The organism is Pseudomonas sp. BF-RE-22 (genome assembly GCF_019956155.1).
In the GTDB taxonomy this organism is placed as follows: Bacteria; Pseudomonadota; Gammaproteobacteria; order Pseudomonadales; family Pseudomonadaceae; genus Aquipseudomonas; species Aquipseudomonas migulae.
The window spans coordinates 1-26,146 of the sequence record NZ_JAHBDD010000026.1 but is presented as its reverse complement, the minus strand read 5'-3'; the positions used below and the strand labels follow the sequence as shown (position 1 = coordinate 26,146).

The following is a 26,146-nucleotide window of genomic DNA, read 5'->3' as shown; positions in this document are numbered from 1 at the left end:
CCACCCACTTGACGCTCACCCACGCTGTCATAGACTCCGCTCATCCGTCAGGGAGTTACGGTTATGCGACGAGTTCGTGTGTGGGTTATCGGATTGACCATTTTAACGTGTACCGCTCAGGCGCAAACGCCCGTGCCAGATGATCCGCTGCTGGACAGCAGCACCGTCGGCAGCAGCGGTTCGGCAGCCAGTACCGAGGCCCGTGGTGTGTTGCGGGCCAGGGATCAGGCGATGCTTGCCAGTGAGTTGTCCGGGCGGATTGTCGAGTTGCCGTTCAGTGAGGGCGAGTCGTTCAAGAAGGGCGATACGCTGGCGCGTTTCGATTGTTCGGCTTATCAGGCGCAGCTCAATGCGGCGCAGGCTGCGAGCCGTGGGGCCGGTGAGGAGTTGGCTCACAACAAACAACTGGCGGCGTTGAATTCGGTCGGGCGCTTCGAAGTGGCGCGGGCCGAGGCCAGGCTCAGCGAGACGCAGGCGCAATCTCAGGTGTATCAGGTTCAGGTCAAACGCTGCAGCGTGGTTGCGCCGTTTGATGGCCAGGTGGTGGAGCGCAAGGTTCAGCGTTTTGAAAGCGTTGCCGCCGGCGCGCCGTTGCTCGATGTGGTCGACAACCGCACCCTGGAAATCCATTTGTTGGTGCCGTCGCGCTGGATGGGCAAACTCAAGCCCGGCCAGACGTTCAGTTTTGTCCCCGATGAAACCGGCCGGCCACTGGATGCCACGGTCAAACGACTGGGGGCGCGAATTGACGAGGGCAGTCAGACCTTGCTGTTGGTCGCGACGTTGCCCAACGCCTCTGGTTTGTTGGCCGGCATGAGCGGCACGGCGCGTTTCGCGGAGCTCAAGTGAACGCTCCGGTCAGCGGCGGCGCGGAACAGGTCTTCGCCCGCTTTCTCGATCTTGAACGCCAGACCCGCGCCGCACGCACTCCGTCGCAACTGGCCTACAGCCTGGTCAATGACGCTCAGGGGTTGTTCGGCTTTCGTCATGCCGCGTTATTGATTGCCGGCAAGGTGCACGCGGTGACGGGCGTGAGCACCGTCGACCCGAACGCGCCGTTCGTGGCGTTCGTCGAGCAGGCCGTGGCGCAGTTGTTCAAGCGTGATGTGCTGAAGCAGGCGCGGGTGATTGCGCCCGATCTGCTCAGCGAATCGATTCAGGCGGACTGGCAAAGTCTGTCCGCCGCCCAGGTGTTCTGGCTGCCGCTGATCGATCACCAAAGCGAAGTGTTCGGCGGACTGTGGCTGGCCCGGGATTTACCGTGGAACCCGGCGGAACAAGTGCTGCTGTCGCAACTCGGCGACACTTACAGTCACGCCTGGCTGGCGCTGCAACCGCACAAGCCCTGGCGATTGCGCTGGACCCGAAAACGTCAGGTCGCGTTGATCGTGCTGCTGGTGCTCGGAATGTTGATCCCGGTGCGCCAATCGGTGCTGGCGCCGGCCGAAGTAGTGCCATTGGGTGGGCGCGTCGTGGCTGCGCCGCTGGACGGCGTGATCGCCGAATTCCTGGTCAAACCCAACCAGACGGTGAAAACCGGCGACCCATTGCTGCGCTTCGAAGGCACCACCCTCAAGGCTCAGGCTGACGTGGCCGAACGCGCGTTGGGCGTTGCCGAAGCTGAATTGAAAGCCAATTCCCAGCGCTCGTTTGCCGATGCCGAGTCCAGTTCGAAGATTGATCTTCTGGCGGCGCGCGTCGAGCAAAAACGCGCAGAACGGGACTACGCCCGTGAATTGCTCAAACGCAGCGAAGTGCGGGCCGAGCGCGACGGTATCGCGGTGTTCGCCGACGCTGAGCGCTGGACCGGCAAACCGGTGCAGACCGGCGAGCGGCTGATGGAAATCGCCGACCCGAGCCAGGCCGAACTGCGTATCGAGCTGGCGGTGAGCGATGCGATTTCCCTGGATCCGGGTGCGCAAGTCGCACTGTTCCTCGACAGTGATCCGTTGCAACGGCATTCGGCCCGGCTCGAGCGCGCCGCATACGAAGCACAACCCACCGCCGGCGGGCAGTTGGCCTATCGGCTCGATGCCAGTTTCGATCAGGCGCCGCCGCGCATCGGCTTGCGAGGGACGGCGAAAATCTTCGGCGATCGCGCGCCCCTGGCGCTGTACCTGTTACGTAAACCACTGGCCGGTTTGCGCCAGAGTGTGGGCCTGTAGATGAGCCTGCCGAGCCTGCGCGCGGATTTGCAATTGACGCCCGCTTCACCGGCGCTGGATGGCTCGCCGCGCTGGACGTTGGCCGACCCGGTGCGCGGTCGCTATTTCAAACTCGGGGTGGCGGCGATGCGCTTGTTGCGACATTGGTCTCTGGGCGATCCCGAAAAAATACTGCACGCCGCCAATCGCGAGCCGGGTTTGCCGTTGGCCGGCAGCGATCTGGAGCAACTGCTGAGCTTTCTGCGCAGCCACGATCTGATCAGCGCCCTCGACCCGCAGCAGCGTGAAAGTTACAACTTGAAAGCCGCCGCCCAGCATCAGTCGTGGTGGCAGGTCTTGTTGCATCAGTACCTGTTTTTCCGGATTCCTCTTTGGCGGCCGGACGCCTTTCTCAATCGCGCCTGGCCCTGGCTGTCGCGATTCGGTCCGCAAACGCTGCGCTTCGGATTGCCGGCAACACTGATCCTGGGGGTATTTCTGGTGTCCCGGGATTGGCAGCGATTCATCGCGACTTTCCCCCATTTGTTCAGCCTGGGTGGCGCGCTGGCCTTCGGCGTGGCGTTGTTCTTTGCCAAGCTGTGCCACGAATTCGGCCACGCGTTCATGGCCAAGCGCGCGGGCTGTCGGGTGCAAAGCATGGGTGTGGCGTTCATGGTGCTGCTGCCGATGTTTTACACCGATGTCAGCGATGCCTGGCGGGTCAATGATCGACGTGCCCGATTGCTGATCGGGGCCGGTGGCGTGTTGGCCGAACTGCTGCTGGCGAGCATCGCGCTGCTCGCCTGGTCGCTGTTGCCCGACGGACCGGCGCGCACGGCGGCGTTCATGCTCGCCAGTGCCACCTGGATTACTACGCTGGTGATCAACCTCAATCCGTTCATGCGGTTCGACGGCTACTTTCTGCTCAGTGATTTCTGGGACGTGGAGAACCTGCAAGGGCGAGCCTTTGCCCTGTGCCGCTGGCATCTGCGTGAGACCTTGTTCGGCTACGGCGCCCCGGCTCCGGAACCCTGGTCGCCGACGATGCGGCGGCGTTTGCTGGTCTGGGGTTATGGAACGTGGTTGTGGCGCGCGGTGCTGTTTTTCGGGATTGCGCTGGCGGTGTACCACTTGTTCTTCAAGCTCTTGGGGATTTTCCTGATGCTGGTGGAGCTGGTGTGGTTCATCTTTCTGCCCATCGTGCGCGAGTGGCGCGAGTGGTGGAGCCAGCGTGAGCACGCCCATGTGTCGCGGGTGTTGTTGAGTGCGTTGGGGCTGGCCGCGCTTGTACTGTTTCTGGCGCTGCCCTGGCGCAGTGCCGTGGAACTGCCGTCGATGCTCGAGGCCGGGCGCGTCAGTACCTTGCATGCGCCGGTGGCGGCGCGGGTCAAGCAGGTAAACGTCAGTGACGGTCAGGTGGTGGCTCAGGGCGATGTGCTGATCGAATTGGTGTCGCCGGATCTGGATTCGCGCCAGGCCATCGTCCGTCGCGAAATCCAGATCCAGCAATTGCAGATGCGCCGCCAGGCAAGTCGCAGCGAAACCGCCGCCGATGCGGGCATTGTCGAGCAGCGCCTGGCGGAGGCCGTGGCCGAGTACCGTGGGTTGGCTGCGCAACGGGAGCGGCTGCTGATTCGGGCGCCGCAGGCGGGCAAGGTGCGAGATCTGTTGCCGCAGTTGTCCGCCGGTCGCTGGTTGTCGCCCAAAGATCCGTTGGCGCGGGTAGTGGAGGACGGCGCACGGCTGCGTGGTTATCTGGCCGAGGCTGAGTTGTGGCGTGTTGCACCGGGCGCCAGTGGACGGTTTATCGCCGATGATCCGATGCACCCGGCGATCGCCGTGCAATTGACCGAAATCGACACCAACGGTGCGACCTATGTCGATCAGGAGGCATTGACCTCCGATCACCACGGGCCGATTGCCGTGCGCCGGGATGCCTCGCAGCGGGCCGAGCCGGTACAGGGACAATACGGCGCGCGGCTGAACACCCTCGAGGCCACCCCGACGCCGCTTCAACCTTTGCGTGGCGTGGTGGTGTTGCAGGGGAGCGGCGAGTCTTTGCTGGGCGTTGCCTGGCGGCGGATGGCCGCGTTGGGTGTCAGGGAAAGCGGTTTCTAGGGAGAGCAGCGATGGCGAACACGGATGCTGTGGTGGCCGACGGTTTGGTGGTGCGGCCGTCGCGCGTTAACGATGGTCCTTTTCTGCACAGGCTTTATCAATCGGCACGACCGGATCTGCAATGGATCGACGGCGAGCGAGAGGTGGTTGAGCAGGTCGTCGCCCAGCAATTCCAAGTACAGGAACAAGGGCTGGGAGAGCACTTCCCCAACGCGATGCACTACGTGATCGAAAAACTCGACACGGCCATCGGCGCGTTGACCACCGATTTTGGTCCCAATGAAATCCGCGTGCTGTACCTGGCGTTCATCCCGCAGGCTCGTGGCCAGGGTTATGGTCGGGCGGTACTGCAAGGGGTGCAGAAAGCTGCGCAGCAGATTCGCTGCCCGGTGGCCACGGTGGTCTGGGCCAACAATGCCCATGCGCGCCAGCATTACCTGGCGCTGGGGTTTCAGGTTGAAGAGCGTAATCCGGCGGCGGAGCGGTTGGTGTGGTATCCGAATGGCTGAATACAACCATGACCCTGTGGGAGCGAGCCTGCTCGCGATAGCGGTGGATCATTCAGCAGTGATGTTGAGTGTGAAGGCCCCTTCGCCGGCAAGCCGGTCTCGCTCCCACATTTGGCCCCCATGTAATCAGTTGAATGCGATGTAGAAATAGCCCACGCCCGGATCACGCCCCATGGCGGGCACCCGTGAGACAAAAATATCCTCCACGTAGCCAAGATCCGGTAATTCCAGCGCACACAACCCATCTACAAACTCTGTGGGTTGCAGGCTGTTGAACTCGACCACGAACGGCATGCGTTCGCTTTTCGGCATCCGCGATCGGGGTGATTCTTCAAGGCTGTCGAAATGGATCGGCAGCTCACTGCCATCCGGCAACCGCAGCGTCCCCGTCTTTCCCAGAAGCGCCTGAAAGTGTTGGTGTTGAACCTGTTGCAGCATGGCGTCACTCCCAAAATGAAAGTGACCGGGGGCCTTGAATCCCCCGGCCGGATTTCAACCGCGCGAAGGGAACAGCCCTTCCAGGGCAATGCTGAAGTTCAGCACCAGGAACGGGTTCATCGTTTCCATGGGCAGGCCGTTGCCGGCGGACGAGATTTCCCCGGTGACCGTCGTGGCCACACCCTTGAGCGGCACGGCCACCGCACCTTGCTGATCGGAGTAAATGCTCGCCGAGCCCGGTCCGCCGCCGGAAGCGCCGATGTACGAGTTGGTCGCGGTGGGGGTGGTGACCGGGTTGCTCGCCGGGCTGGCCAGTTGCAGGGTGGTAGTGGCCGTCAGCCCGGACAGGGCGTGGGTGTGATTGGGCAGGTTGGTGATGGTCGCGGTGACGTTCTCGGTCCCGGAGAACTCGCCGATGACGCGTGGGGTCAGGTTCAGCCCGTTACCCATGCACACCGGCATTCGGCCTTGCAGGTTGGGCAGCATGAAGTTGGAGACGCCATTGCCTCCGAAGTTGACGCCCAGCAGCGCGAACATTGCGTTGTATTGCTGGATTGCGAGCGTCTGGCCATTACACAAGGCCCAGCCGCTGGGCGCGTAGTTAAAGGCGAAAGGCTGGATAGTGCCGATGAATACTTCCATAGTTCCTCATCCCTCAGGTTAGTTGTCTGGCGCGCCACAAGCGTGGTCCGGACATCCGGCCCCATCGTTGCGATCAGCCGACTCCATTCATTTCCCTGGCTGAGTCACGCCAAACCAGAGCGTAGTTGATGCGCCTCACGGCCGAATGTCGCTGGTCGCAAAACCGGCATCGACGACGAACCGGCGCCGTCCTAAAGTGATCAACAGGCAGGGTGGTCGAGGGCTGTTTCAGGGGGGGTAATGGAGGCGCGCAGAGAAACACCGTTTGGCGGCACCCATGAGCCGCACGCCGCACCCGGCATCTGGGCGATTGTTCAGCGCTGGTTGCGCTGGGCGCAGGAGCACTGGCTGTTGCCGATCCTGGCGTTGGCGGCGCTGGTGCGTTTCTACGACCTGACGGCAGCCGCCATTTGGGGCGATGAAGGTTCCAGCCTGCTGCTGAGTCAGTATTCAGTGGCCGACATCTGGGTCCATGCGGCCCATGACGTGCACCCTCCGCTGTATTTCCTGCTGCTGCATGGCTGGGTCGGGTTGTTCGGCGACGGCATTTTTTCGATCCGCTGCCTCAGCGCCTTGCCCGGCATCGTCACTGTGTGGCTCGGCGTCTGGCTGATGGATTTGCTCGCCACTCGCCGTGCAGCGTTGCTGGCCGGTTTCCTCTTGGCACTGTTGCCCACGGCGGTGCGCTACAGCCAGGAAGTGCGCATGTATTCGCTGTTGGGGTTGTGGCTGATCGGCGCGACGATTGCCCTGGCCTACTGGATCAGGCGCCCGCATCGCAGACGGTATCTGGTGGCGTATGCGCTGTTGATGACTGCTGCGTTCTACACCCACTACTTCACGGCCCTGTGCGTGCTCTGCCACTGGCTGTATCTGGGGCTGATCCGCGTCCAGCCGGGGCATCGATTGCGCCATGTCCAACGCCCCGGCTGGTGGCTGGCGAATGTCGCGATCGTGTTGTTGTACCTGCCGTGGGCGCCGAGCCTGATCGATCTGCTCCAGCACCTGGATCAACTCAAGGCCAACGGCGATGTGGGCTGGGAAACGCCTGTCACGTTCGGCTCGTTGCCTTCGATGTTCTGGTCGTTCCTGATCCAGGACGATGGCGAAAACCTGCCGACGCTGATGTTCATCGCGATGCCGCTGGCGTTACTGGCCATTGTGGGGGTGGCGCTGGCGCGAGACCGCAGTGTCTTTCGTGGCAGCGCGCTGCTGGTGATCTACACGGCGTTGCCGTTGCTGCTGGTGTTCGGGGTTTCGTTTATCACGCCGGTGTTTATCGAGCGTTACCTGACGGCGTATGCCCTGGGGCTGCCGATGATTGTCGCGCTGGCGGTTGATCGTCTGTATTCAGGCTTTCGGGTGCTGGCCGTGACGGTGCTGGTGCTGTTTGTCGGTGTTGAACTGGTGGGTTTGAAGAACAACGCCACGGTGGACACCAATGATCAAATCAACGTCATGGTCGACTACGTGAACCAGCACTTCGTGACCGGTGACCGGATCGTCACCAGCGACATGCTCTGGTACCTCAGTTACGTCTATTACAACCGCACCGAGGCCAAGCCGCTGCTGTTCACTCCGCCGCTGGCCAATGGCGCTTCGAGCCGGCCGAACGCCTATGGCTTCGGCACATTGGTGACTCAGGACACGTACCTCGACAGTCTCGACCGTTTGCCCAAGGGCAGTGGCCGGGTCTGGCTGATTGGCACCGTCGATGTTCCGGACGAGTTCGCGCCGTTGCCCTCAGGCTGGCAGCGCTCGGGCGAAACACAGGCGGGAGGCGCCACTGCGCGATTGTTCGTACTGCATTGAGCCGGTGGAAGGCTTAAACGATTCACCTCACAAGCAGTAATAAAAAACGCGTTTTAGTCAGCGCCGTAACTTCGATTTGATATCAAAACACCACTACTTCTAAGGCCATTCATGGTCTACGCTCCGTCATACATAAAGGATCTATGACTAGGGTGAAGGGATTGCAGCAGTTCCATTTTATTTCCGGCTTGCCGCGCTCGGGCTCGACCCTGCTTTCTGCAATCCTTTTGCAGAACCCGCGTTTCCATGCCGGCATGACCAGCCCCGTCGGCTCACTTTTTTCCGGTGTCCTCGAACAATGCAGCGCCGGCAGCGAGTTCGGCGCGGTGATCGATACCGACCTGCGCCGCCGTTTGCTTCGCGGCCTGTTTGACTCCTTCTACGCCGACAAGGCCGACAAACCGGTGGTGTTCGACACCAACCGCTTGTGGAGTTCGCGCCTGCCGGCCATCAGCGATCTGTTCCCGCAAGCCAAGATCATTGCCTGTGTGCGCAACGTTGCCTGGGTCATGGACAGCATCGAGCGTCTTTATCGCGCCAACCCTTTTGAAAACACCAAGCTGTTTGGCGATGCGGTCGAACGCAACACGGTCTACAGCCGCTGCGAAACCCTCGCCCAACGCAATCGCCTGGTCGGTTTTGCCTGGGCGGCGCTCAAGGAAGCCTATTACGGTGAACACGCCGACTCGCTGCTGATCGTCGATTACGACCTGCTGACCCAAGCGCCTGACCGGGTGATGCGGCTGGTCTACGACTTCATTGGCGAGCCCTGGTTCGAGCACGATTTCGACCACCTGGCCTACGACGCGCCGGAGTTCGATCAAGCCCTCGGCGTGTCCGGCCTGCACAAGGTCAAACCCAAAGTCGAGTTGCAATCGCGGCGCACGATTTTGCCGCCGGATTTGTTCAAGCAGTACGCAGAATTGTCCTTCTGGCTCGATGGCTCTGCCAGCGCCGCCAATGTCATTCGTATGAAAGCCGATGCCGCGATCAGTTGATCGCGGCGTTTTCGTTTACGCAGAAAAAACGTTCGAGTCCGGGTGAGTAACATGTGGTGGAGCAACGGCAAGTCACGGATTACCAAAGGCGCACGAGCGCTGGCCTCTCCAATGATCATGTCCCTGGAACCGCGAATGCTGTTCGACGGCGCGGTCGCGGCCACGGTGGCCGATAGCGCCCAGGCTGACAGCCACACCACGGCCGACGCGGCCAAGCCGCCCGTTGCGGATAAACCGGTCGCCAGCCAGGACACCCACGGCCAGGCCGATGCCACGCCCGCCGTGGCGCCCGTTGCCGTGCCGGGACAGAGCGTGGTGTTTGTCGATTCCCGGGTCAAGGATGCCGACAGCCTGCTCAAAGGTGTGGCGCCCGGTACTCAGGTGGTTCAACTCGATGCCACCAAGGACGGCTTGCAGCAGATTGCCGATTACCTGGACACCCATCAGGGCATCAGCTCGGTGCAGATCATCGCCCACGGCAATGCGGGCGATCTGTGGCTGGGGAACAGTTACCTGTCTGCCGACAACGTCGCGGCCCGCAGCGCGGTGCTGGCGGAAATCGGCAAGGACATGAACGTCGGCGGCGACATCCTGATCTACGGCTGCTACACCGCCGAGGGTGAACGGGGTTTGAACTTCGTCGATTCCCTGGCGCAATTGACCGGCCGTGATGTGGCGGCGTCCAGCAACCGTACCGGCGTGGGTGGCGACTGGGATCTGGAGATCGCCACCGGCAATATCGAAAGCGCCAACGTGCTGTCGAAAATGGCCATGAGCGACTATCAGTGGGGCCTGGCGAGCTGGACGGCCACCAACAATGCCAACACCGGCGTTGGCTCATTGCGTGCCGCCATCGCTTCGGCGCAGAACGGCGATACCGTCACTTTCAGCACCGGCATGACGGTGCAGTTGACCTCCGAACTGCTGATCAACAAGAACATCATCGTTGATGGCGACTTGAACAACGACGGTGTGGCGGATGTGACTCTCGACGGTCAGTACAGGACCCGGGTGATTGAAATTGCGGCGGGCAAAACCGTGACGCTCGATGGTCTGGTGATCACCCGTGGCCTGGTGTCGGGCACGGGCGGCAACGGTGGCTACGGCGCCACGGGCGCGATGGCCGGGGGGATTTTCAACGCAGGGGTCCTGACGCTGAACAACGTGACCGTGACCTCAAACGCCGCTTCTGGCGGCGGTGGCGGCGGCGGTGTCACGGGGGCGTTTTACGGCGGTGGCGGCGGCGGCGGTGGCGGTCTGGGCGGCCAGGGTGGCGGGCACGGCGGTTCGGCCGGGCCGGGCACCGGCACGTTGGGCGGCCAGGCGGGCAGCGGTGGCGTTGGTGGTTACGGCGGCGGTTACGACGCGACCCACATGGGCGGTCGCGGCGGTACCAGCACTGGCGGGGCTGGCGGCGTGGGCGTTTCCTACTACAGCAACGGCGGTAACGGTGCGACGGCCACCAATGGCACGATTTCCATTGGCGGCGGTGGCGGCGGCGCCGGTTGGGACAAGGTCGGTGGCGCCGGCGGCAACGCGGCGGGCGGGATCTACAACGCAAGCTCCGGCGTTATCACCATCATCGGCACGTCGAACATTACCAACAACATCGGCGCCGGTGGCGGCGGCGGCGGTGGCGGTGGTCAAGGCAGCAACGCCTCCAACGGCGGCATCGGCGGCCGGGGCGTCGGTGCGATCTGGAACAAGGGCACATTGCTGATCACCGCCGCCAACTTCGCGGCCCTGTCCGGTAATGCCGCGGGCAGCGGTGCCGGTGGTTCTGCGCAGGGCGGGGGGACAATTGGCACCTCGCCGACCGCCGTGGCGGCAATCTACAACGACGGCGGGATACTCAATACCGCCTATGCACCGCCGCCGACCGCAACCATTGTGGTCGCCGATAGCACGTTGAGCATCGGCGAAACGAGCCTGGTGACCATCACCTTCTCCGAAGCGGTGACCGGTTTCACTAACGCGGACCTGACCATCGCCAACGGCACCTTGAGCGCAGTGAGCAGCAGCGACGGCGGTATCACCTGGACGGCAACGTTCACGCCAACCGCCAGTATTTCCGACACGACCAACGTCATCACCCTCGACAATACCGGGGTGATCAACGGCCTGGGCACTGCTGGCGTCGGCACCACCAATTCCAATAACTACGTCGTCGATACCGCTCGCCCGACTGCGGGCATCGTGTTTGCCGACACGGCGCTCAAAGTCGGCGAAACCTCGCTGGTGACCATCACCTTCAACGAGGCCGTGACTGGTTTAACCAACGCGGACCTGACGATTGCCAACGGCACCTTGACGGCGGTGAGCAGCAGCGATGGCGGCATCACCTGGACGGCCACGTTCACACCGACGGCCAGCATTACTGACTCGACCAACCTGATCACCCTGGACAACACCGGTGTCAGCGACCTGGCGGGCAACGCCGGCAGCGGCACCACTGACTCGAGCAACTACGCCATTGATACCGTGCGGCCGACCGTGACCATCGTCGTGGCCGACACCGCGCTGAGCATCGGCGAAACCTCGCTGGTGACGTTCACCTTCAGCGAAGCGGTCAGTGGTTTCACCAACGCCGACCTGACCATCGCCAACGGCACATTGACGGCGGTGAGCAGCAGCGACGGCGGCATCACCTGGACTGCAACCTTCACCCCGAACACCAGCATCAATGACACGACCAACCTGATCGTCCTGAACAACACCGGCATCAGCGACCTGTCGGGCAACGCCGGCAGCGGCACCACCGATTCCAACAATTACGCCATTGATACCGTGCGTCCGACCGCGACCATCGTGGTGGCCGACAATGCACTGAAAATCGGCGAAACCTCGCTGGTGACCATCACCTTCGCCGAGGCGGTGAGCGGTTTCAGCAACGCCGACCTGACCATCGCCAACGGCACCTTGAGCGCAGTGAGCAGCAGCGACGGCGGCATCACCTGGACGGCGACCTTCACCCCGACCAGCGCCATCACCGACAGCACCAACCTGATCACCCTGGACAACACGGGTGTCAGCGACCTGTCGGGCAACGCCGGCAGCGGCACCACCGACTCCAACAACTACGCCATCGACACCGTGCGGCCAACGGCAACCATCGTCGTGGCGGATACTGCGCTGAGGATCGGTGAAACCTCGCTGGTGACCATCACCTTCAGTGAAGCAGTCAGTGGTTTGACCAACGCGGACCTGACGATTGCCAACGGCACCTTGAGCGCCGTCAGCAGCAGCGATGGCGGCATCACCTGGACTGCGACCTTCACGCCGAGCGCCAGCATCAACGACACGACCAACCTGATCACCCTGGACAACACCGGCATCAGCGACCTGTCAGGCAACGCCGGCAGCGGCACCACCAATTCCAACAATTACGCCATCGACACCGTCCGGCCTACCGCGACCATCGTCGTGGCCGACCCAACCCTGACCGCCGGCGAAACCTCGCTGGTGACCATCACCTTCAGCGAAGCGGTCAGCGGTTTCACCAATGCGGACCTGAGCATCGCCAACGGCACCTTGAGCGCGGTGAGCAGCAGCGACGGCGGCATCACCTGGACCGCAACCTTCACGCCAACGGTGGGTGTGAACGATGCGACCAACGTCATCACCCTGAACAATACCGGTGTGGCCGACCTCTCCGGCAACACAGGCAGCGGGACTACCAACTCCGGTAACTACACGATTGATACCGTGGCACCGACAGCCACCATTGTCGTCGCCGATACCGCGCTGAGAATCGGCGAAACCTCGCTGGTGACCATCACGTTCTCCGAGGCCGTGACCGGTTTCAGCAACGCCGACCTGACCATCGCCAACGGCACCTTGACGGCGGTGAGCAGCAGCGATGGCGGCATCACCTGGACGGCAACCTTCACCCCGACCAGCGCCATCACCGATGCGACCAACCTGATCATCCTGGACAATAGCGGCGTGCAGGGGGGCAGCAGCGGCAACGTGGGCATCGGCACCAGCAATTCGAACAACTACGCCATCGACACCGTGCGTCCGACAGCAACCGTCGTCGTGGCGGATACTGCGCTGAGGATCGGTGAAACCTCACTGGTGACCATCACCTTCAGCGAGGCGGTCACTGGTTTCACCAACGCCGACCTGACGATTGCCAACGGAACCTTGAGCGCGGTCAGCAGCAGCGATGGCGGCATCACCTGGACCGCGACCTTCACGCCGAGCGCCAGCATCAACGACACGACCAACCTGATCACCCTGGACAACACCGGCATCAGCGACCTGTCGGGCAATGCCGGCAGCGGCACCACCGATTCCAATAATTACGCCATCGACACCGTCCGGCCTACCGCGACCATCGTCGTGGCCGACCCAACCCTGACCGCCGGTGAAACCTCGCTGGTGACCATCACCTTCAGCGAAGCGGTCAGCGGTTTCACCAATGCGGACCTGAGCATCGCCAACGGCACCTTGAGCGCGGTGAGCAGCAGCGACGGCGGCATCACCTGGACCGCGACCTTCACGCCAACAGTGGGTGTGAACGATGCGACCAACGTCATCACCCTGAACAATACCGGTGTGGCCGACCTCTCCGGCAACACAGGCAGCGGCACCACCAACTCTGGTAACTACACGATTGATACCGTGATTCCGACGGCCACCATTGTCATTGCCGACAACGCGCTAAAAATTGGCGAAACGTCGCTGGTGACCATCACGTTCTCCGAGGCCGTGACCGGTTTCAGCAACGCCGACCTGACCATCGCCAACGGCACCTTGACGGCGGTGAGCAGCAGCGATGGCGGCATCACCTGGACGGCGACCTTCACCCCGACCAGCGCCATCACCGACAGCACCAACCTGATCACGCTGGACAACAGCGGTGTACAAAACGGCTCGGGCAACACCGGCATCGGCAGCACCGACTCCAACAACTACGCCATCGACACCGTGCGCCCGACGGCGACGATCATTGTGACGGACCCCACGCTGGCGGTGGGTCAAACCTCGCTGGTGACGATCACCTTCAGCGAGGCAGTCACTGGCTTCACCAACGCCGACCTGACGATTGCCAACGGCACCTTGAGCGCGGTCAGCAGCAGCGACGGCGGCATCACCTGGACGGCCACTTTCACGCCGAGCGCGAGCATCAACGATGCGACCAACCTCATCACGCTGAACAACACGGGGATCGCGGACCTGGCCGGTAACTCGGGCTCAGGCACCACCGATTCCAACAACTACACCATCGACACAGCCCGGCCCACCGCGACCATCGTGGTCGCCGACAGCACCCTCAGCGCGGGCGAAACCACGCTGGTGACTATCACGTTCAGCGAAGCCGTGAACGGTTTCGACAACAGTGACCTGAGCATCCCCAACGGTACGTTGAGCGCGGTGAGCAGCAGCGATGGCGGCATCACCTGGACCGCCACGTTCACACCGACGGTTGGCATCAAGGACACCAGCAACCTCATCACCCTGAACAACACCGGGGTGACCGACATCGCCGGTAACACGGGCAGCGGAACCACCAACTCGGCGAACTTCACGATCGACACTGTGCTGCCGACAGCCACCATTGTGGTCTCCGACACGGCGCTGAAGGCGGGTGAAACCGCTACGGTGACCATCACCTTCAGCGAAGCAGTGAGCGGTTTCTCCAACGCCGACCTGACGATTGCAAATGGCACGCTCAGCAACGTGTCTTCGGGCGATGGCGGCGTCACCTGGACGGCAACGTTCACCCCGACGTCGAGCATCACCGACACGAGTAACCTGATCACCCTCGACAACACCGGCGTGGCCAACGCCTCGGGCAACAGCGGCGTGGGCACCACCGACTCCAACAATTTCGCCATCGACACCGCGCTGCCGACCGCCACCATCGTGGTTGCCGACAACCGCCTGGGCATCGGCGAAACCACCACGGTGACCATCACCTTCAGTGAAGCGGTGAGTGGATTCGATCTGTCGGACATCAGCGTGGCCAACGCTGTGCTGTCGAACCTGACCAGCAGCGACGGCGGTATCACCTGGACCGCGACCCTGACGCCGACCTCCGGCATCAACGATGCGACCAACCTGATCGTGCTCGACACCGGCACCTTGCAGGACCTCGCGGGGAATGCCGGCGCGAGCATCGCTATTTCCAACAACTACGCCCTGGACGTAACCCGGCCAACGGTGAGCATCGTGGTCGCCAACCCGAGCATGGCTGCCGGCCAGAGCACGGTGGTGACGTTTACCTTCAGCGAGGCCGTGAGTGATTTCGACCTGTCGGACCTGAGCGTGACCAACGGCGACTTGTCCAACCTGAGCAGCAGCGACGGCGGCAAGACCTGGACCGCGACCTTCACGCCAACTGCCAATGTCAGTGACCCGAGCAACTTCATCGCCCTCGACACAAGCAATGTCACCGACCTGGCGGGTAACGCGGGGGCCACGGTGTCGGTCTCCAACAACTATGCGATAGGCGTCGTGGCGCCGGCTACGGTGCAGGTGACCCCGGATCCGGAGTTCCTCAGCAGCGACCCGGTGACCGTGACCGATCAACCGAACGTGCCACTGCAACCGATCATCTTCGCCCCGCCCTCCGGTGATCTCGGCTCGCCGCTGACGTTTGCCCCGTTGTTCGAGGACCGGGTGATCGGCAACGGCATCCGGCCGTTGGGCGACATCTTCATGAACAACGGCGCGCTGGCGCAGAGTTTCATCGCGCAGGTGTTCAGCAGCAGCGACAGCGGCGGCGAAGGTGCAGGCCACGGCTTCCTTGGTTTCGGTGGTGGCGATGGCGGGGTTTTCAGCACCAGCACGTTGTCGAGTCTGTTTAATCAGGAGTCCGGTAACGAGCGAGACTCGCTGAATTCCTTTGGCAACCATTCGATCAAGGCCGGCGATGTTTCACAGGGGCTGCGCGGCGTGTTTGGCGCGCCGAGCCTCGTCCAGCAATTGCAACAGCTCAAAGATACCGAGCAACGGCAGGTCAACGACCTGGCCGCTGCTTTGAAACAGGCCGGCATCAGCGAAATGCAGGCCTGAAATACTTAAAGCAGTGCGTCACCCAGGGGCAGTCAAGGATGAAGAGAAGTCAGCAGTTGTTTGTCGCCAGTCTGCTCGCGTTGGCGATCAGTGGATGTGCCGTCAAAAGTGAACCGATCGAACGCAGCGTCAGCGAACAGCGCGCCAGAAGCGATCTGCAAAGCATGTACAAGGGGCAGGAACCGCTCAGCGGTCCGCTGACCCTGCATCAGGCCATGGCCCGCGCGGTGAAGTACAACCTCGAAGGCCGGCTCAAGATCATGGAAGAGGCATTGGCCAAGCGCCAACTCGACCTCGCCAGTTTCGACATGCTGCCGCGCATGGCGCTGGACGCCGGTTATGTCGGCCGCAACAACGTCAGCGCCTCCAGCAGCCAGAGTGTGCGGACCGGCACCCAGTCGTTGGAGCCGTCGACTTCACAGGACCGCGATCGTGAAGTGGCAGACCTGACCATGGTCTGGAACGTGCTCGATTTCGGCGTCAGTTACATCAGTGCCAAGCAACAGGGCGACCAGCGGCTGATCGTTCAGGAACGCCGGCGCAAAGTGATCAACACCATCGTTCAGGACGTGCGCTCGGCCTATTGGCGAGCCATGGCCGCCGAGCGCTTGCTCAAGCAGATCGACAGCCTCATGTCCCGGGTCGAGACCGCGCGCGGCAACAGCCAGAGCATGAGCCAGCAGCGCATCGGCGATCCGATCCAGGCGCTGGGATATCAACGCTCGCTGATCGAAGCCACGCGCCAACTCGAAGAACAGCGCCGCGCCCTGTCGCTGGCGAAAACCGAACTGGCGACCCTGATCAATCTGCCGCTGGGCACCGAACTGACCCTGGCGACCCAGGACGACTACGTCATCCCGGAACTCAAGGTTGACCTCGCCACCCTGGAGCAGGAAGCCCTGACCAGCCGCCCGGAACTGCGTGAGCAGGATTACCAGAGCCGCATCAGCGCCGCCGAAACCCGCAAAGCCATGCTGCGTCTGCTGCCGGGGCTGGAGTTCTCCGCTGGCGGGCATTACGACAGCAACTCCTTCCTGGTGGAGCAGGGTTGGGCCGACTACGGCGTGAAGGTGACCTGGAACCTGTTCAACGTGATTTCGGCTCCGGCGGCGATCAACGTCGCCAAGGCCGGTGAAGAAGTGGCCACGGCGCGCCGCCAGGCCATGTCGATTGCGGTGCTGGCGCAGCTCTATGTGGCCAACGCCAACTACCGCGAGGCGCTGCGGCAATTCAAGACCAATCAGCAACTGTCGGACATTGACGGGCAGATTGTCGGCCAACTGCGCAATCGCTATCAGGCGGCGGGGCTGGGCGAACTGGACTTGATTCAGGGCGAGTTGAACACCTTGCAAGCCGATCTGCGCCGCGACCTGTCGTACGCCGATCTGCGCAACGCGTACGGGCAGATTTTTGCCAGCGCGGGGCTCGATCCGCTGCCGGACCAGGTGCAGTCCACCGAAGTCCAGTCCATCGCCACCGCGTTGGCCAATCGCGAATCAGCGTGGGCGGCGGGCGACATCACGGTGCCGGTGACGCATGTCCAGACTCAATAACCTGCAGGCGCCGACGGCGAGCATCAGCCGGGCACAACGTGAAGCCCGCAACGGCCATCGCGGCACGGTGATTTTGCTGACCGGTTTGCCGGCAGCGGGGAAGTCGACCCTGGCCCAGGCGCTGCACGCCGAATTATTCGAACGCGGCGTGCAGAGCGTCGTGCTCGACGGCGATGGGCTGCGGGTCGGGCTCAATCGTGATCTGGGTTTTGCTGACAGCGATCGCCAGGAAAATATTCGCCGTGCCAGCGAAGTGGCGGCATTGCTGGTGGAGAACGGGCACATCGTGATTCTGGCGATGATCGCGCCGTTACTGGAGTTGCGTGAGTTGTTTGCCACGCGTCTGGGCGAGGACTACCGCGAAGTCTGGTGCAGCGCATCACTGGCGGTGTGCGAGCGGCGTGACCCCAAAGGTCATTACGCCCGCGCACGTCGCGGTGATTTGGCCGGGTTTACCGGGGTTTCCGCGCCTTATGAACCGCCCCCGTCCGCTGCGCTGGTACTCGACACCGGGGCGCAGTCGGTCGAAGCCTGTCTCGACCGTTTACTGACCTGGCTCGGCGAGTGCGCCGTGTTGCCCAAAGGCTGATTGCTCAAGGTTTCGACAAATCCGCCATGCCCTTGAGCAGCTCGATGGGCAGTGGAAAAACGATGGTCGAACTCTTGTCCCCGGCAATCGAACTCAGGGTCTGCATGTAACGCAGCTGCATGGCGCCCGGCTGACGGCCGAGCATTTCGGCGGCCTGCATGAGTTTTTCCGAGGCTTGCAATTCGCCTTCGGCGTGGATGACCTTGGCCCGACGTTCCCGCTCGGCTTCGGCCTGCTTGGCGATGGCGCGGACCATCGATTCGTTGAGGTCTACGTGCTTGATTTCGACGTTGGCGACCTTGATGCCCCAGGCGTCGGTCTGCGCATCGAGCACTTGCTGGATGTCGATGTTCAGCCGTTCGCGCTCGGCCAGCAGTTCATCGAGTTCGTGTTTACCAAGCACCGCGCGCAAGGTGGTCTGGGCCAGTTGACTGGTGGCCATCAGGAAATCTTCGACCTGGATGATCGCCTTCTGCGGGTCGAGCACGCGGAAGTACAGCACCGCATTGACCTTGACCGAAACGTTGTCGCGGGTGATCACGTCTTGCGGTGGCACGTCGAGCACCACGGTACGCAAGTCGACGCGGACCATTTGCTGGACCACCGGAATCAGCAGGATCAGGCCGGGGCCTTTGACTTGCCAGAAACGACCGAGCTGGAACACCACCCCGCGCTCGTATTCGCGCAGGATGCGAAAAGTCGATCCCGCCAGTGCAATCACCAACAGCAGCAGCGCGGCAAAACCCAGTTGCAGGCCCATGGTTATTCTCCATCCGGCGCCGCGTCAGCCGCGGCCACTTTCAGCACTAATCCCTTGCGTGCCACCACCCGGACCTGTTGCCCGGGTTGCAGTGGCGTGGCGCTGAGTACTTGCCACTTTTCGCCTTGCAGGTGCACCCAGCCGTTGCAGGCATTGCCGGGCTGCAACGACATCACCGGGGCCACGCTGCCCACCAGTCCTGCATCGCCACTGACGGTTTGGCGCGGTCGGGTTTTCAGGGCGTGGATCACCAGGAATATCAACAGCAACGCGCTGATCAGCCCCAGGCCGATCATCAACGGCACAGGCACTTCGGTGTTGCTCAGGATCACCGCGCCGATGACGAACATCACAATCCCGCCCAACCCGATCACGCCGTAGTTGGGCAAGGCGGCTTCGGCGATCAGGAACGCGATGCCGAATGTGATCAGCCAGATTCCGATGGGGTTGGGAATCAGCACGATTGTGTCCGTCGCGAACGCCGACCCGCTCAGGGCCAGCAGTAGTGCGACTGCACAGCAACGAATGTTCACTTGACCCTCCTTGTAGGCGCGAGCCTGTTCCGGGCGGCGTTCCGACGATGAACCTGAGAGCGCCTCGCCATCCGTTCAGTCCGCGTTCCCGCTGACGCCCATCGCTAAATACAGTCTAGTCGAGTGGTGGGTTGTACGAATTTTGTACAGTTGTCGACGGTGTTCCGGTGGGCAGATTTCCCACGCGAAGACGCCAGCGGGCCTAGACTTTTCAATGGTGAGAACAGGTTTATTCATTGTCCGTGAACGTTGTTGCGGACACCGAGGTGCATCATGCGTATGGCAAGAACCATGCAGCGCAGCCTGGAAAAGGCGCACTGCGAATTTGACATCGTTACCCACCCACACTCGGCCAGCAGCCTTGAAACGGCGCGGGTCGCGGGCATTCCTGCCGAACGGGTGGCCAAGTCGGTGATCCTCGACGACCACCACGGTCATTTCCTGATGGCCGTGCTGCCGGCGAGTCGTCACCTGGACCTGAGCAAAGTGCGCAGCAGCGGCGAGTGGCAGATCACCCGGGAAAGCACCCTGGCGCATCTGTTCGAAGACTGCGAACGCGGCGCGGTGCCGGCGTTGGGTGAGTCCTATGGCCTGGACATGGTCATCGACCCCTTGCTGACCCGGCAGAACGACATCTACCTGGAGGCCGGCAACCACAACAACCTGCTGCACATGAGCGTGCCGGAGTTCCTGAAAATGGTGCCGCATGCCGAGGTGCGGGAGTTGAGTAGTTGAGTTTTGCGGCGACAGTGACATCGCCTTCGCGGGCAAGCCTCGCTCCTACAGGACTACGCAGTCCATTGTAGGAGCGAGGCTTGCCCGCGATTGACTGCGCAGCAGTCACCCTTCATTTGCCATAAAAAAGGAGCTAGACATGGAATCCCCAACCCACAGCCTCCCTTCCCTGTTCAAACAACTCGGCCTGCCCGATGACGCCGAAAGCATCGATAAATTCATCGCCACCCACTCACCGCTCAAGCCCGAACTACATTTGGCCGACGCCTTTTTCTGGAGCCCGAGCCAGGCGCAGTTTTTGCGCGACGACATTCTGGATGACGCGGATTGGGCGGAGGTGGTGGATCAACTGGATGTGTTGCTGAGGAAAGGGCGAGGCGGTTAAAAACCGATCATCTTCCTAAAAATTGTTTCAAAACTTGACCAACTTTCCCCTCAAATGACATATTGATAGTTAGCAAACTAACAGTGTGTCTTTCCGCTCGTGCCAAAAAACCTCGACGCTCTCCAGATGAACATCAGCAGCTCCATGGTGGTGGCCGCCCGGCATTGGCGGAAGATCTGCCAGACCACGCTGGTCAACTATGGAATCTCCGAAGCCTGCGCCGTTCCGTTGTTGATGATCGGGCGGTTGGGCGAGGGCGTGCGGCAGGTGACGGTGGCGCAGGCGGCCGGGATGGAGAGCCCTTCGCTGGTGCGGCTGCTCGATCAGTTGTGTCATGCCGGCTACGTTTGCCGCACCGAAGATGCCCATGACCGCCGCGCCAAATGCCTGAGCCTGACCGACACCGGTCGGGAGTTGGTGCAGGCCGTCGAAATCGAGTTGGTGCGCTTGCGTAATGAAGTGCTGGAAGGCATCGCCCCGAGTGATCTGGAGGCAGCTTTGCGGGTATTGAAAGCGTTTGAAGCGGCCAACGCTCCGTCGGTGGTGAACCCTTGAGCGGATTTTTTACCGGCGTTCCCCCGGCGCGGGACTGGTTCTACGGCGTGCGCACTTTCGCGGCGTCGATGATTGCGCTGTACATCGCCATGCTCATGCAAATGCCGCGTCCGTATTGGGCGATGGCCACGGTTTACATCGTTTCCAGTCCGTTTGTCGGCCCCACCAGTTCCAAGGCGTTGTACCGCGCGGTCGGTACGTTTCTGGGTGCGGCGGCGGCAGTTTTTTTCGTGCCGATGTTTGTTCAGAGCCCCTATGTGCTGGTGATTGTTATCGCGCTGTGGACCGGGATTCTGCTGTTCCTGTCGCTGCACCTGCGTACCGCCAACAGTTACGCGTTGATGCTTGCCGGTTACACCCTGCCGCTGATCGCCTTGCCGGTGGTGGATAACCCGTTGGCGGTGTGGGATGTCGCTGAAGCGCGGACTGAAGAGATCTTCCTCGGCATCGCCGTCGCGGCGGTGGTCGGCGCGATGTTCTGGCCGCGACGGCTGGCGCCGGTGTTCAACGATTCGGTGAACAAATGGTTTGCCGATGCCTCGACCTACAGCCTGCGATTCCTCAGCCGCAACGTGCAGCCGGACGAAGTCAGCGCGCTGCGCTCGTCGATGGTCGCGACCTTTAACACCCTGGAATTGATGATCGGCCAGTTGCCCCACGAAGGCGCGCGCCCGCAAACCGTGCGAAATACCAAGGAACTGCGCGGCCGAATGATTCATCTGCTGCCGGTGATCGACGCGTTCGATGACGCGCTTTACGCCCTTGAGCGGCGCACGCCGGAGCTTGTGGATAAGTTCGCGCCATTACTGGCCGCCACCACCGAATGGCTTGACCATAAAGACGCCGACCTCGGTCGCTGGCAAGCGCTGAAAGATCAACTCGAAGCACTGCAACCCACTGCCGAAGCACTGGATGATCGCAAGCAATTGCTGTTCTCCAACGCGCTGTACCGTCTCGGCGAATGGATCGATTTGTGGCAGGACTGCCGCAGCCTGCAATACGCCATACAGTGCGAAAGCCAGGACAGTTGGCGCGCGGTGTACCGGCATTGGCGCCTCGGTCGCCTGTCACCGTTTCTCGACCGTGGGCTGATGTTTTATTCGGCGGCGTCCACGGTCACCGCGATCATTGTCGCCTCGGTGTTGTGGATTCTGCTCGGCTGGACCGACGGCGGCAGCGCGGTGATTCTGGCGGCGGTGGCGTGCAGCTTCTTCGCGTCGATGGACGACCCGGCGCCGCAGATTTACCGGTTCTTCTTCTGGACGGCGATGTCGGTGCTGTTCGCCAGTCTTTACCTGTTCCTGGTGCTGCCTAACCTGCATGATTTCCCGATGCTGGTGCTGGCGTTCGCCGTGCCGTTCATTTGCATCGGCACCCTGACGGTCAAGCCGCAGTTTTACCTGGGCATGCTGCTGACGCTGGTCAACACCTCGTCCTTCATCAGCATCCAGGGCGCTTACGACGCGGATTTCCTCAGCTTCGCCAATTCCAACCTGGCCGGCCCGGTCGGTTTGCTGTTTGCGTTTGTCTGGACCCTGATCGCCCGGCCGTTCGGCGCAGAACTGGCGGCCAAGCGCCTGACCCGTTTCAGTTGGCGCGACATCGTCAGCCTCACCGAGCCGGCCTCCCTGGCCGAGCATCGCCGCTTGGGTGTGCAGGTGCTCGACCGTTTGATGCAGCATTTGCCGCGGCTGGCCATGACCGGCCAGGACACCGGCATCGCATTGCGCGAAGTGCGCGTGGCGCTCAACTTGCTCGACTTGCTGGCCTACACGCCGCGAGTGTTCGGCGTACCGCAAACATTGCTGCACCAAGTGGTGGCTGAGGTCGGCGAGTATTTCAAAGCCTGCCTCAAGGCTGGCGAACGTTTGCCGGCGCCCAGTGCGTTGTTGATGACCATGGACCGCGCGCGCCGTGCCCTGAACCGCGAATGCGATGACGGCGCCCGCCTGCACCTGCTGCACGCCTTGAGCGGCTTGCGTCTGGCCTTGCTGCCCGGTGTGGAATTCCTCGGCACCGGTGACCTCGAAGAACCGCTTCCCCATGGCATCGATGGAGCGCCTTTATGATCGGTGATCTGGATATCAGCGGGGTGTTCCTGCCCACGCTGCTGGTGCTGATGGGCATTACCTATGTGATTTACCTGCTGGTGCACGGGTTGCTGACGCGCCTGCACTTTTACCGTCTGGTCTGGCACCGGGCATTGTTCAACGTGGCTCTCTACGCTTTGCTGCTCGGCGCCGTGGACTCACTCAGTCGATACCTGATGACATGAAAAAACCTTTTCTGACCCTCGGTCGTGTGGTCCTGACCCTGCTGATCGTGACCTTCGCCGTTGTCGTGGTCTGGCGCATGGTGATGTATTACATGTTCGCCCCGTGGACCCGTGACGGACACATTCGCGCCGACATCGTGCAGATCGCCCCGGACGTGTCCGGGCTGATTCAGCAAGTGGACGTGCGCGACAACCAATTGGTGAAACGCGGCCAGGTGCTGTTCAGCATCGATCAGGACCGTTTCAAACTCGCCCTGCGCCAAGCCAAAGCAGCGGTCGCCGACCGTCAGGAAACCCTGGCGCAAGCGCAACGCGAAGCCAAGCGTAACCGTGGCCTCGGCAATCTGGTGCCGGGCGAGCAACTGGAAGAGAGCCAATCACGAGTCGCCCGCGCCGAAGTGGCGCTGATGGAAGCGCAAGTGGCGGTGGACAGCGCCCAGCTCAACCTCGACCGCTCGACCATCCGCAGCCCGGTGGATGGCTACGTCAACGACCGTGCGCCGCGTGCGCAGGAATTCGTCACCGCAGGGCGCCCGGTGTTGTCGGTGGTGGACAGCAATTCCTTTCACATCGACGGCTATTTCGAAGAAACCAAACTCGACGGCATTCATGTCGGCCAGTCAGTCGACATTCGCGTGATCGGCGACCGCGCTCGCCTGCGCGGGCATGTGGAAAGCATCGTCGCCGGCATCGAAGACCGTGACCGCAGCAGCGGCAGCAACCTGCTGCCCAACGTCAACCCGGCGTTCAGCTGGGTGCGGCTGGCGCAGCGGATTCCGGTGCGGATCGCCTTCGATGACGTGCCGGCGGATTTCCGCATGATTGCCGGGCGCACCGCGACGGTGTCGATCATCGGCGACCAGCAGCAGGAGCCGGCCAAATGAGCAGGGCCTCGGGTTTGGCGATTGCCGGATTGAGTTTGCTGCTGTCGGCGTGCCAGATGGTCGGACCGGATTATCAACTGCCGGAAGAGGCGGCCGTTCACCGCGAAGATTTTCAGGGCGAACTGGCCGTGGACGGCAAACCGGTGGTCTCGGCGCCGGTGCCGGCCGATTGGTGGCGGCTGTATCAGGATCCACGGCTCAATCAACTGGTCCAGCAAGCGTTGGCGTCCAACACCGATCTGCGTGTGGCGGCCGCCAGCCTGCTGCGGGCTCGCGCGCAGGTCGATGAAGCCGAGGCCGCCGGAGGCTGGAGCGGTGGCATAAAAATGGGCGCTGAGCGTTTGCAGGAGTCCGGCGAAGCGTTCCTGTTGCCTGAGAAAGTGCCGGTGGCCAACATCGGTGATATCGGCATCAGCGCTTCATACCAGTTCGATCTGTTCGGCACGCTCAAGCGCGGCATCGAAGCGGCCAAGGCCAATGCCGATGCGACCCAGGCCGCCGCCGATACCGCACGTATCACGTTGGTGGCCGATGTGGTGCGCGCCTACACCCAGGTGTGTGCGGCTAATGAAGAACGGGAAATTGCCCAGCACTCCCTCGACCTGCAATCGCAGAGCACCACATTGATCCAGCGCCTGCGCGACGCCGGTCGAGGTGATGAAACCCAGGTCACCCGTTCGCAAACCCAATTCAAGTCCCTGCGCGCCGAGATGCCGCGCTACGAGGCTGCGCGTCAGGCCGGGCTGTTCCGCCTGTCGATGCTGCTGGCCAAACCGGTCGATCAATTGCCGGCCGGCACCGCCAGTTGCGCGCAGCTGCCGAAAATCGCGCAATTGGTGCCGGTGGGCGATGGCGCCTCACTGCTCAAGCGTCGCCCCGATATCCGCCAGGCTGAGCGTCGGCTGGCCGCTGCGACGGCCGGTATCGGTGTCGCCACCGGTGAGCTGTACCCGGACATCCGCATCGGCGCGACCATCGGCACCGTCGGCATTCTGGAAAACCTCGGCGAACCCTCCACCAATCGCTGGGGCTTCGGCCCATCGCTGAGCTGGAGCGTGCCGACCAACGGAGCCCGGGCGCGAATCCGCGAAGCTGAAGCCGTGACCCAGGCGACGCTGGCGCACTTTGATGGTGTCGTTCTCAACGCCATACGTGAAACCCAGACCAGCCTGGCGCAATACTCGGCGTTGCTGCAGCGTCGAGAAGCCCTGGCGGACGCCGAACAATCGGCGAAGCTGGCTGCCGACCAGACGCACCGTTTCTTCCAGGCCGGCCGCGAGTCGTTCCTGGCCGACCTGCAGGCGACCCGCACCTACACCGACGTCACGGCACAACTGGCCGCCGCCAACACTCAGGTTGCGTTGAGCCAGATCGATCTGTTCCTGGCGCTGGGCGGCGGCTGGGAAAGCGGACGAACGCAAGGCTCGAATACCGGCAAACCCTGAGGCCGTTGCTATGCTTTGACTTGATGAGGTCGCGCGTCGAACTCATCAATCAAGGCTCGCGTTGGTCATGGGGATTCCAACAATGAAAAACCCTTATGCTCCCGGCTTCTGGTGCGCTATTGCGGCGTTGGTATTGCTGTCGGCCACCTATTTCTACGGCATCATGCTGGCCCACCAGATCGACAAGGCGCTGGTGTTTCTCGATAGCGCGGCGGCGCTGATCGCGGTGATGGCGATCGTGGTGGTGGCCTGGGCTTCGTTCCAGGGTCAGCGCATCAAAAAAAGACAACTCGAACAAGGCAAGACCCTGGTGCTGATCTGGGACACCAAGGTCGCTTTGCGCCGGGTCGAAACGGTGTTCGATCGTTACTTCTGGGGCAGTTACTGGCAACCGGGGCGCACGTTCCAGGAAGTCATGGGCGAACTCACCGGCACACCGCTGGAAAAAAGCCTCGAAACCTTGAAGAAGCAATGCCTGGCCCTCGACAAACAAGTGTCCGAGGACGACTGGCACTGGCTGAATAATGCCCGTGAACTCTCCGATGTCGCCGCCGCCATGGCACGCGAACGCTATCAGCTGGATTTCTGCGACCCACGCGCGGACGTGACGGGCGGGGCGGTGATCAATCGGGATTTTGAAGTGCTGGTTTATACGTGGACGGCGCGGCTGAAAAGCTTTGATCATCAGCTGGATGAGATGGAAGTGCAGTATTCCTGAATCAGTTTCGTCAGTTCTGACGCCTTCGCG

Annotated in this window: 21 protein-coding genes; 17 read left to right on the top strand and 4 right to left on the bottom strand. The window is 62.2% G+C overall.

Annotated features, from left to right (window positions below):
* Positions 1-63: 63 nt before the first annotated feature.
* The 4 genes from KGA82_RS15255 to KGA82_RS15240 are packed head-to-tail and all read left to right on the top strand — an operon-like array spanning position 64 to position 4,771.
* Positions 64-849, top strand: a complete 786-nt coding sequence (locus KGA82_RS15255) for an efflux RND transporter periplasmic adaptor subunit (protein WP_008039635.1) — start codon at positions 64-66, stop codon at positions 847-849.
* Entirely contained in the window at positions 846-2,165 is a 1,320-nt protein-coding gene (locus KGA82_RS15250; protein WP_223451052.1) for an efflux RND transporter periplasmic adaptor subunit, read from the top strand. The genes KGA82_RS15255 and KGA82_RS15250 overlap by 4 nt, the downstream gene beginning before the upstream one ends.
* A complete protein-coding gene (locus KGA82_RS15245) occupies positions 2,166-4,262 on the top strand; it encodes an efflux RND transporter periplasmic adaptor subunit (RefSeq protein ID WP_223451050.1) in 2,097 nt (698 codons plus the stop codon). It abuts the gene before it with no gap.
* An 11-nt stretch (positions 4,263-4,273) separates the two neighbouring features.
* Complete coding sequence (locus KGA82_RS15240; protein ID WP_192226644.1) at positions 4,274-4,771, top strand: GNAT family N-acetyltransferase; 498 nt, start codon at positions 4,274-4,276, stop codon at positions 4,769-4,771.
* A 126-nt stretch (positions 4,772-4,897) separates the two neighbouring features.
* On the opposite strand, the gene KGA82_RS15235 is transcribed toward KGA82_RS15240, so the two are convergent.
* Positions 4,898-5,209: a DUF6916 family protein gene (locus KGA82_RS15235; RefSeq protein ID WP_223451048.1), complete on the bottom strand. Its 312-nt coding sequence runs from the start codon at positions 5,207-5,209 to the stop codon at positions 4,898-4,900.
* 54 nt (positions 5,210-5,263) lie between these two features.
* Entirely contained in the window at positions 5,264-5,851 is a 588-nt protein-coding gene (locus tag KGA82_RS15230) for a phage tail protein (RefSeq protein ID WP_223451046.1), read from the bottom strand.
* 240 nt (positions 5,852-6,091) lie between these two features.
* On the opposite strand from KGA82_RS15230, the gene KGA82_RS15225 reads away from it, so the two are divergent.
* From KGA82_RS15225 to cysC, 5 genes are all read left to right on the top strand, one after another.
* A complete protein-coding gene (locus tag KGA82_RS15225; protein WP_192226650.1) occupies positions 6,092-7,663 on the top strand; it encodes a glycosyltransferase family 39 protein in 1,572 nt (523 codons plus the stop codon).
* 143 nt (positions 7,664-7,806) lie between these two features.
* Complete coding sequence (locus KGA82_RS15220) at positions 7,807-8,661, top strand: sulfotransferase family protein (RefSeq protein WP_008039654.1); 855 nt, start codon at positions 7,807-7,809, stop codon at positions 8,659-8,661.
* A 51-nt stretch (positions 8,662-8,712) separates the two neighbouring features.
* The gene (locus tag KGA82_RS15215; protein ID WP_223451040.1) at positions 8,713-15,684 is read left to right on the top strand and encodes an Ig-like domain-containing protein; all 6,972 of its coding nucleotides are present in this window, start codon (positions 8,713-8,715) and stop codon (positions 15,682-15,684) included.
* A 38-nt stretch (positions 15,685-15,722) separates the two neighbouring features.
* Entirely contained in the window at positions 15,723-17,237 is a 1,515-nt protein-coding gene (locus KGA82_RS15210; RefSeq protein ID WP_223451038.1) for a TolC family protein, read from the top strand.
* Positions 17,221-17,826: an adenylyl-sulfate kinase gene (cysC, locus tag KGA82_RS15205; RefSeq protein ID WP_008039663.1), complete on the top strand. Its 606-nt coding sequence runs from the start codon at positions 17,221-17,223 to the stop codon at positions 17,824-17,826. The genes KGA82_RS15210 and cysC overlap by 17 nt, the downstream gene beginning before the upstream one ends.
* A gap of 4 nt (positions 17,827-17,830) precedes the next feature.
* On the opposite strand, the gene KGA82_RS15200 is transcribed toward cysC, so the two are convergent.
* Together KGA82_RS15200 and KGA82_RS15195 are read right to left on the bottom strand one after the other, a co-directional pair.
* Positions 17,831-18,586 carry a slipin family protein gene (locus KGA82_RS15200; RefSeq protein ID WP_008034707.1) on the bottom strand — a complete coding sequence of 252 codons (756 nt, stop codon included), beginning with the start codon at positions 18,584-18,586 and terminating at the stop codon, positions 17,831-17,833.
* A 2-nt stretch (positions 18,587-18,588) separates the two neighbouring features.
* Positions 18,589-19,119, bottom strand: a complete 531-nt coding sequence (locus KGA82_RS15195; protein WP_192417291.1) for an NfeD family protein — start codon at positions 19,117-19,119, stop codon at positions 18,589-18,591.
* A 273-nt stretch (positions 19,120-19,392) separates the two neighbouring features.
* Between KGA82_RS15195 and KGA82_RS15190 the strand changes: the two genes are divergently transcribed.
* The 8 genes from KGA82_RS15190 to KGA82_RS15155 all read left to right on the top strand — a co-directional run bounded on the left by KGA82_RS15190 (position 19,393) and on the right by KGA82_RS15155 (position 26,116).
* Positions 19,393-19,854 carry an aminoacyl-tRNA deacylase gene (locus KGA82_RS15190; protein ID WP_008039666.1) on the top strand — a complete coding sequence of 154 codons (462 nt, stop codon included), beginning with the start codon at positions 19,393-19,395 and terminating at the stop codon, positions 19,852-19,854.
* A gap of 139 nt (positions 19,855-19,993) precedes the next feature.
* Positions 19,994-20,239 carry a DUF2789 domain-containing protein gene (locus KGA82_RS15185; RefSeq protein ID WP_008039667.1) on the top strand — a complete coding sequence of 82 codons (246 nt, stop codon included), beginning with the start codon at positions 19,994-19,996 and terminating at the stop codon, positions 20,237-20,239.
* 126 nt (positions 20,240-20,365) lie between these two features.
* Entirely contained in the window at positions 20,366-20,794 is a 429-nt protein-coding gene (locus KGA82_RS15180; protein ID WP_223451036.1) for a MarR family winged helix-turn-helix transcriptional regulator, read from the top strand.
* On the top strand, positions 20,791-22,863 hold the full coding sequence (locus KGA82_RS15175; RefSeq protein ID WP_223451034.1) for an FUSC family protein: 2,073 nt from the start codon (positions 20,791-20,793) through the stop codon (positions 22,861-22,863). The genes KGA82_RS15180 and KGA82_RS15175 overlap by 4 nt, the downstream gene beginning before the upstream one ends.
* On the top strand, positions 22,860-23,069 hold the full coding sequence (locus KGA82_RS15170) for a DUF1656 domain-containing protein (protein WP_008034684.1): 210 nt from the start codon (positions 22,860-22,862) through the stop codon (positions 23,067-23,069). The genes KGA82_RS15175 and KGA82_RS15170 overlap by 4 nt, the downstream gene beginning before the upstream one ends.
* Positions 23,066-23,953, top strand: a complete 888-nt coding sequence (locus KGA82_RS15165) for an HlyD family secretion protein (protein WP_192226661.1) — start codon at positions 23,066-23,068, stop codon at positions 23,951-23,953. Before KGA82_RS15170 ends, KGA82_RS15165 begins: the two co-directional genes overlap by 4 nt.
* Complete coding sequence (locus tag KGA82_RS15160; RefSeq protein WP_223451033.1) at positions 23,950-25,398, top strand: efflux transporter outer membrane subunit; 1,449 nt, start codon at positions 23,950-23,952, stop codon at positions 25,396-25,398. The genes KGA82_RS15165 and KGA82_RS15160 overlap by 4 nt, the downstream gene beginning before the upstream one ends.
* 82 nt (positions 25,399-25,480) lie before the next feature.
* Positions 25,481-26,116, top strand: a complete 636-nt coding sequence (locus tag KGA82_RS15155; protein ID WP_008034678.1) for a hypothetical protein — start codon at positions 25,481-25,483, stop codon at positions 26,114-26,116.
* Positions 26,117-26,146 lie beyond the last annotated feature (30 nt).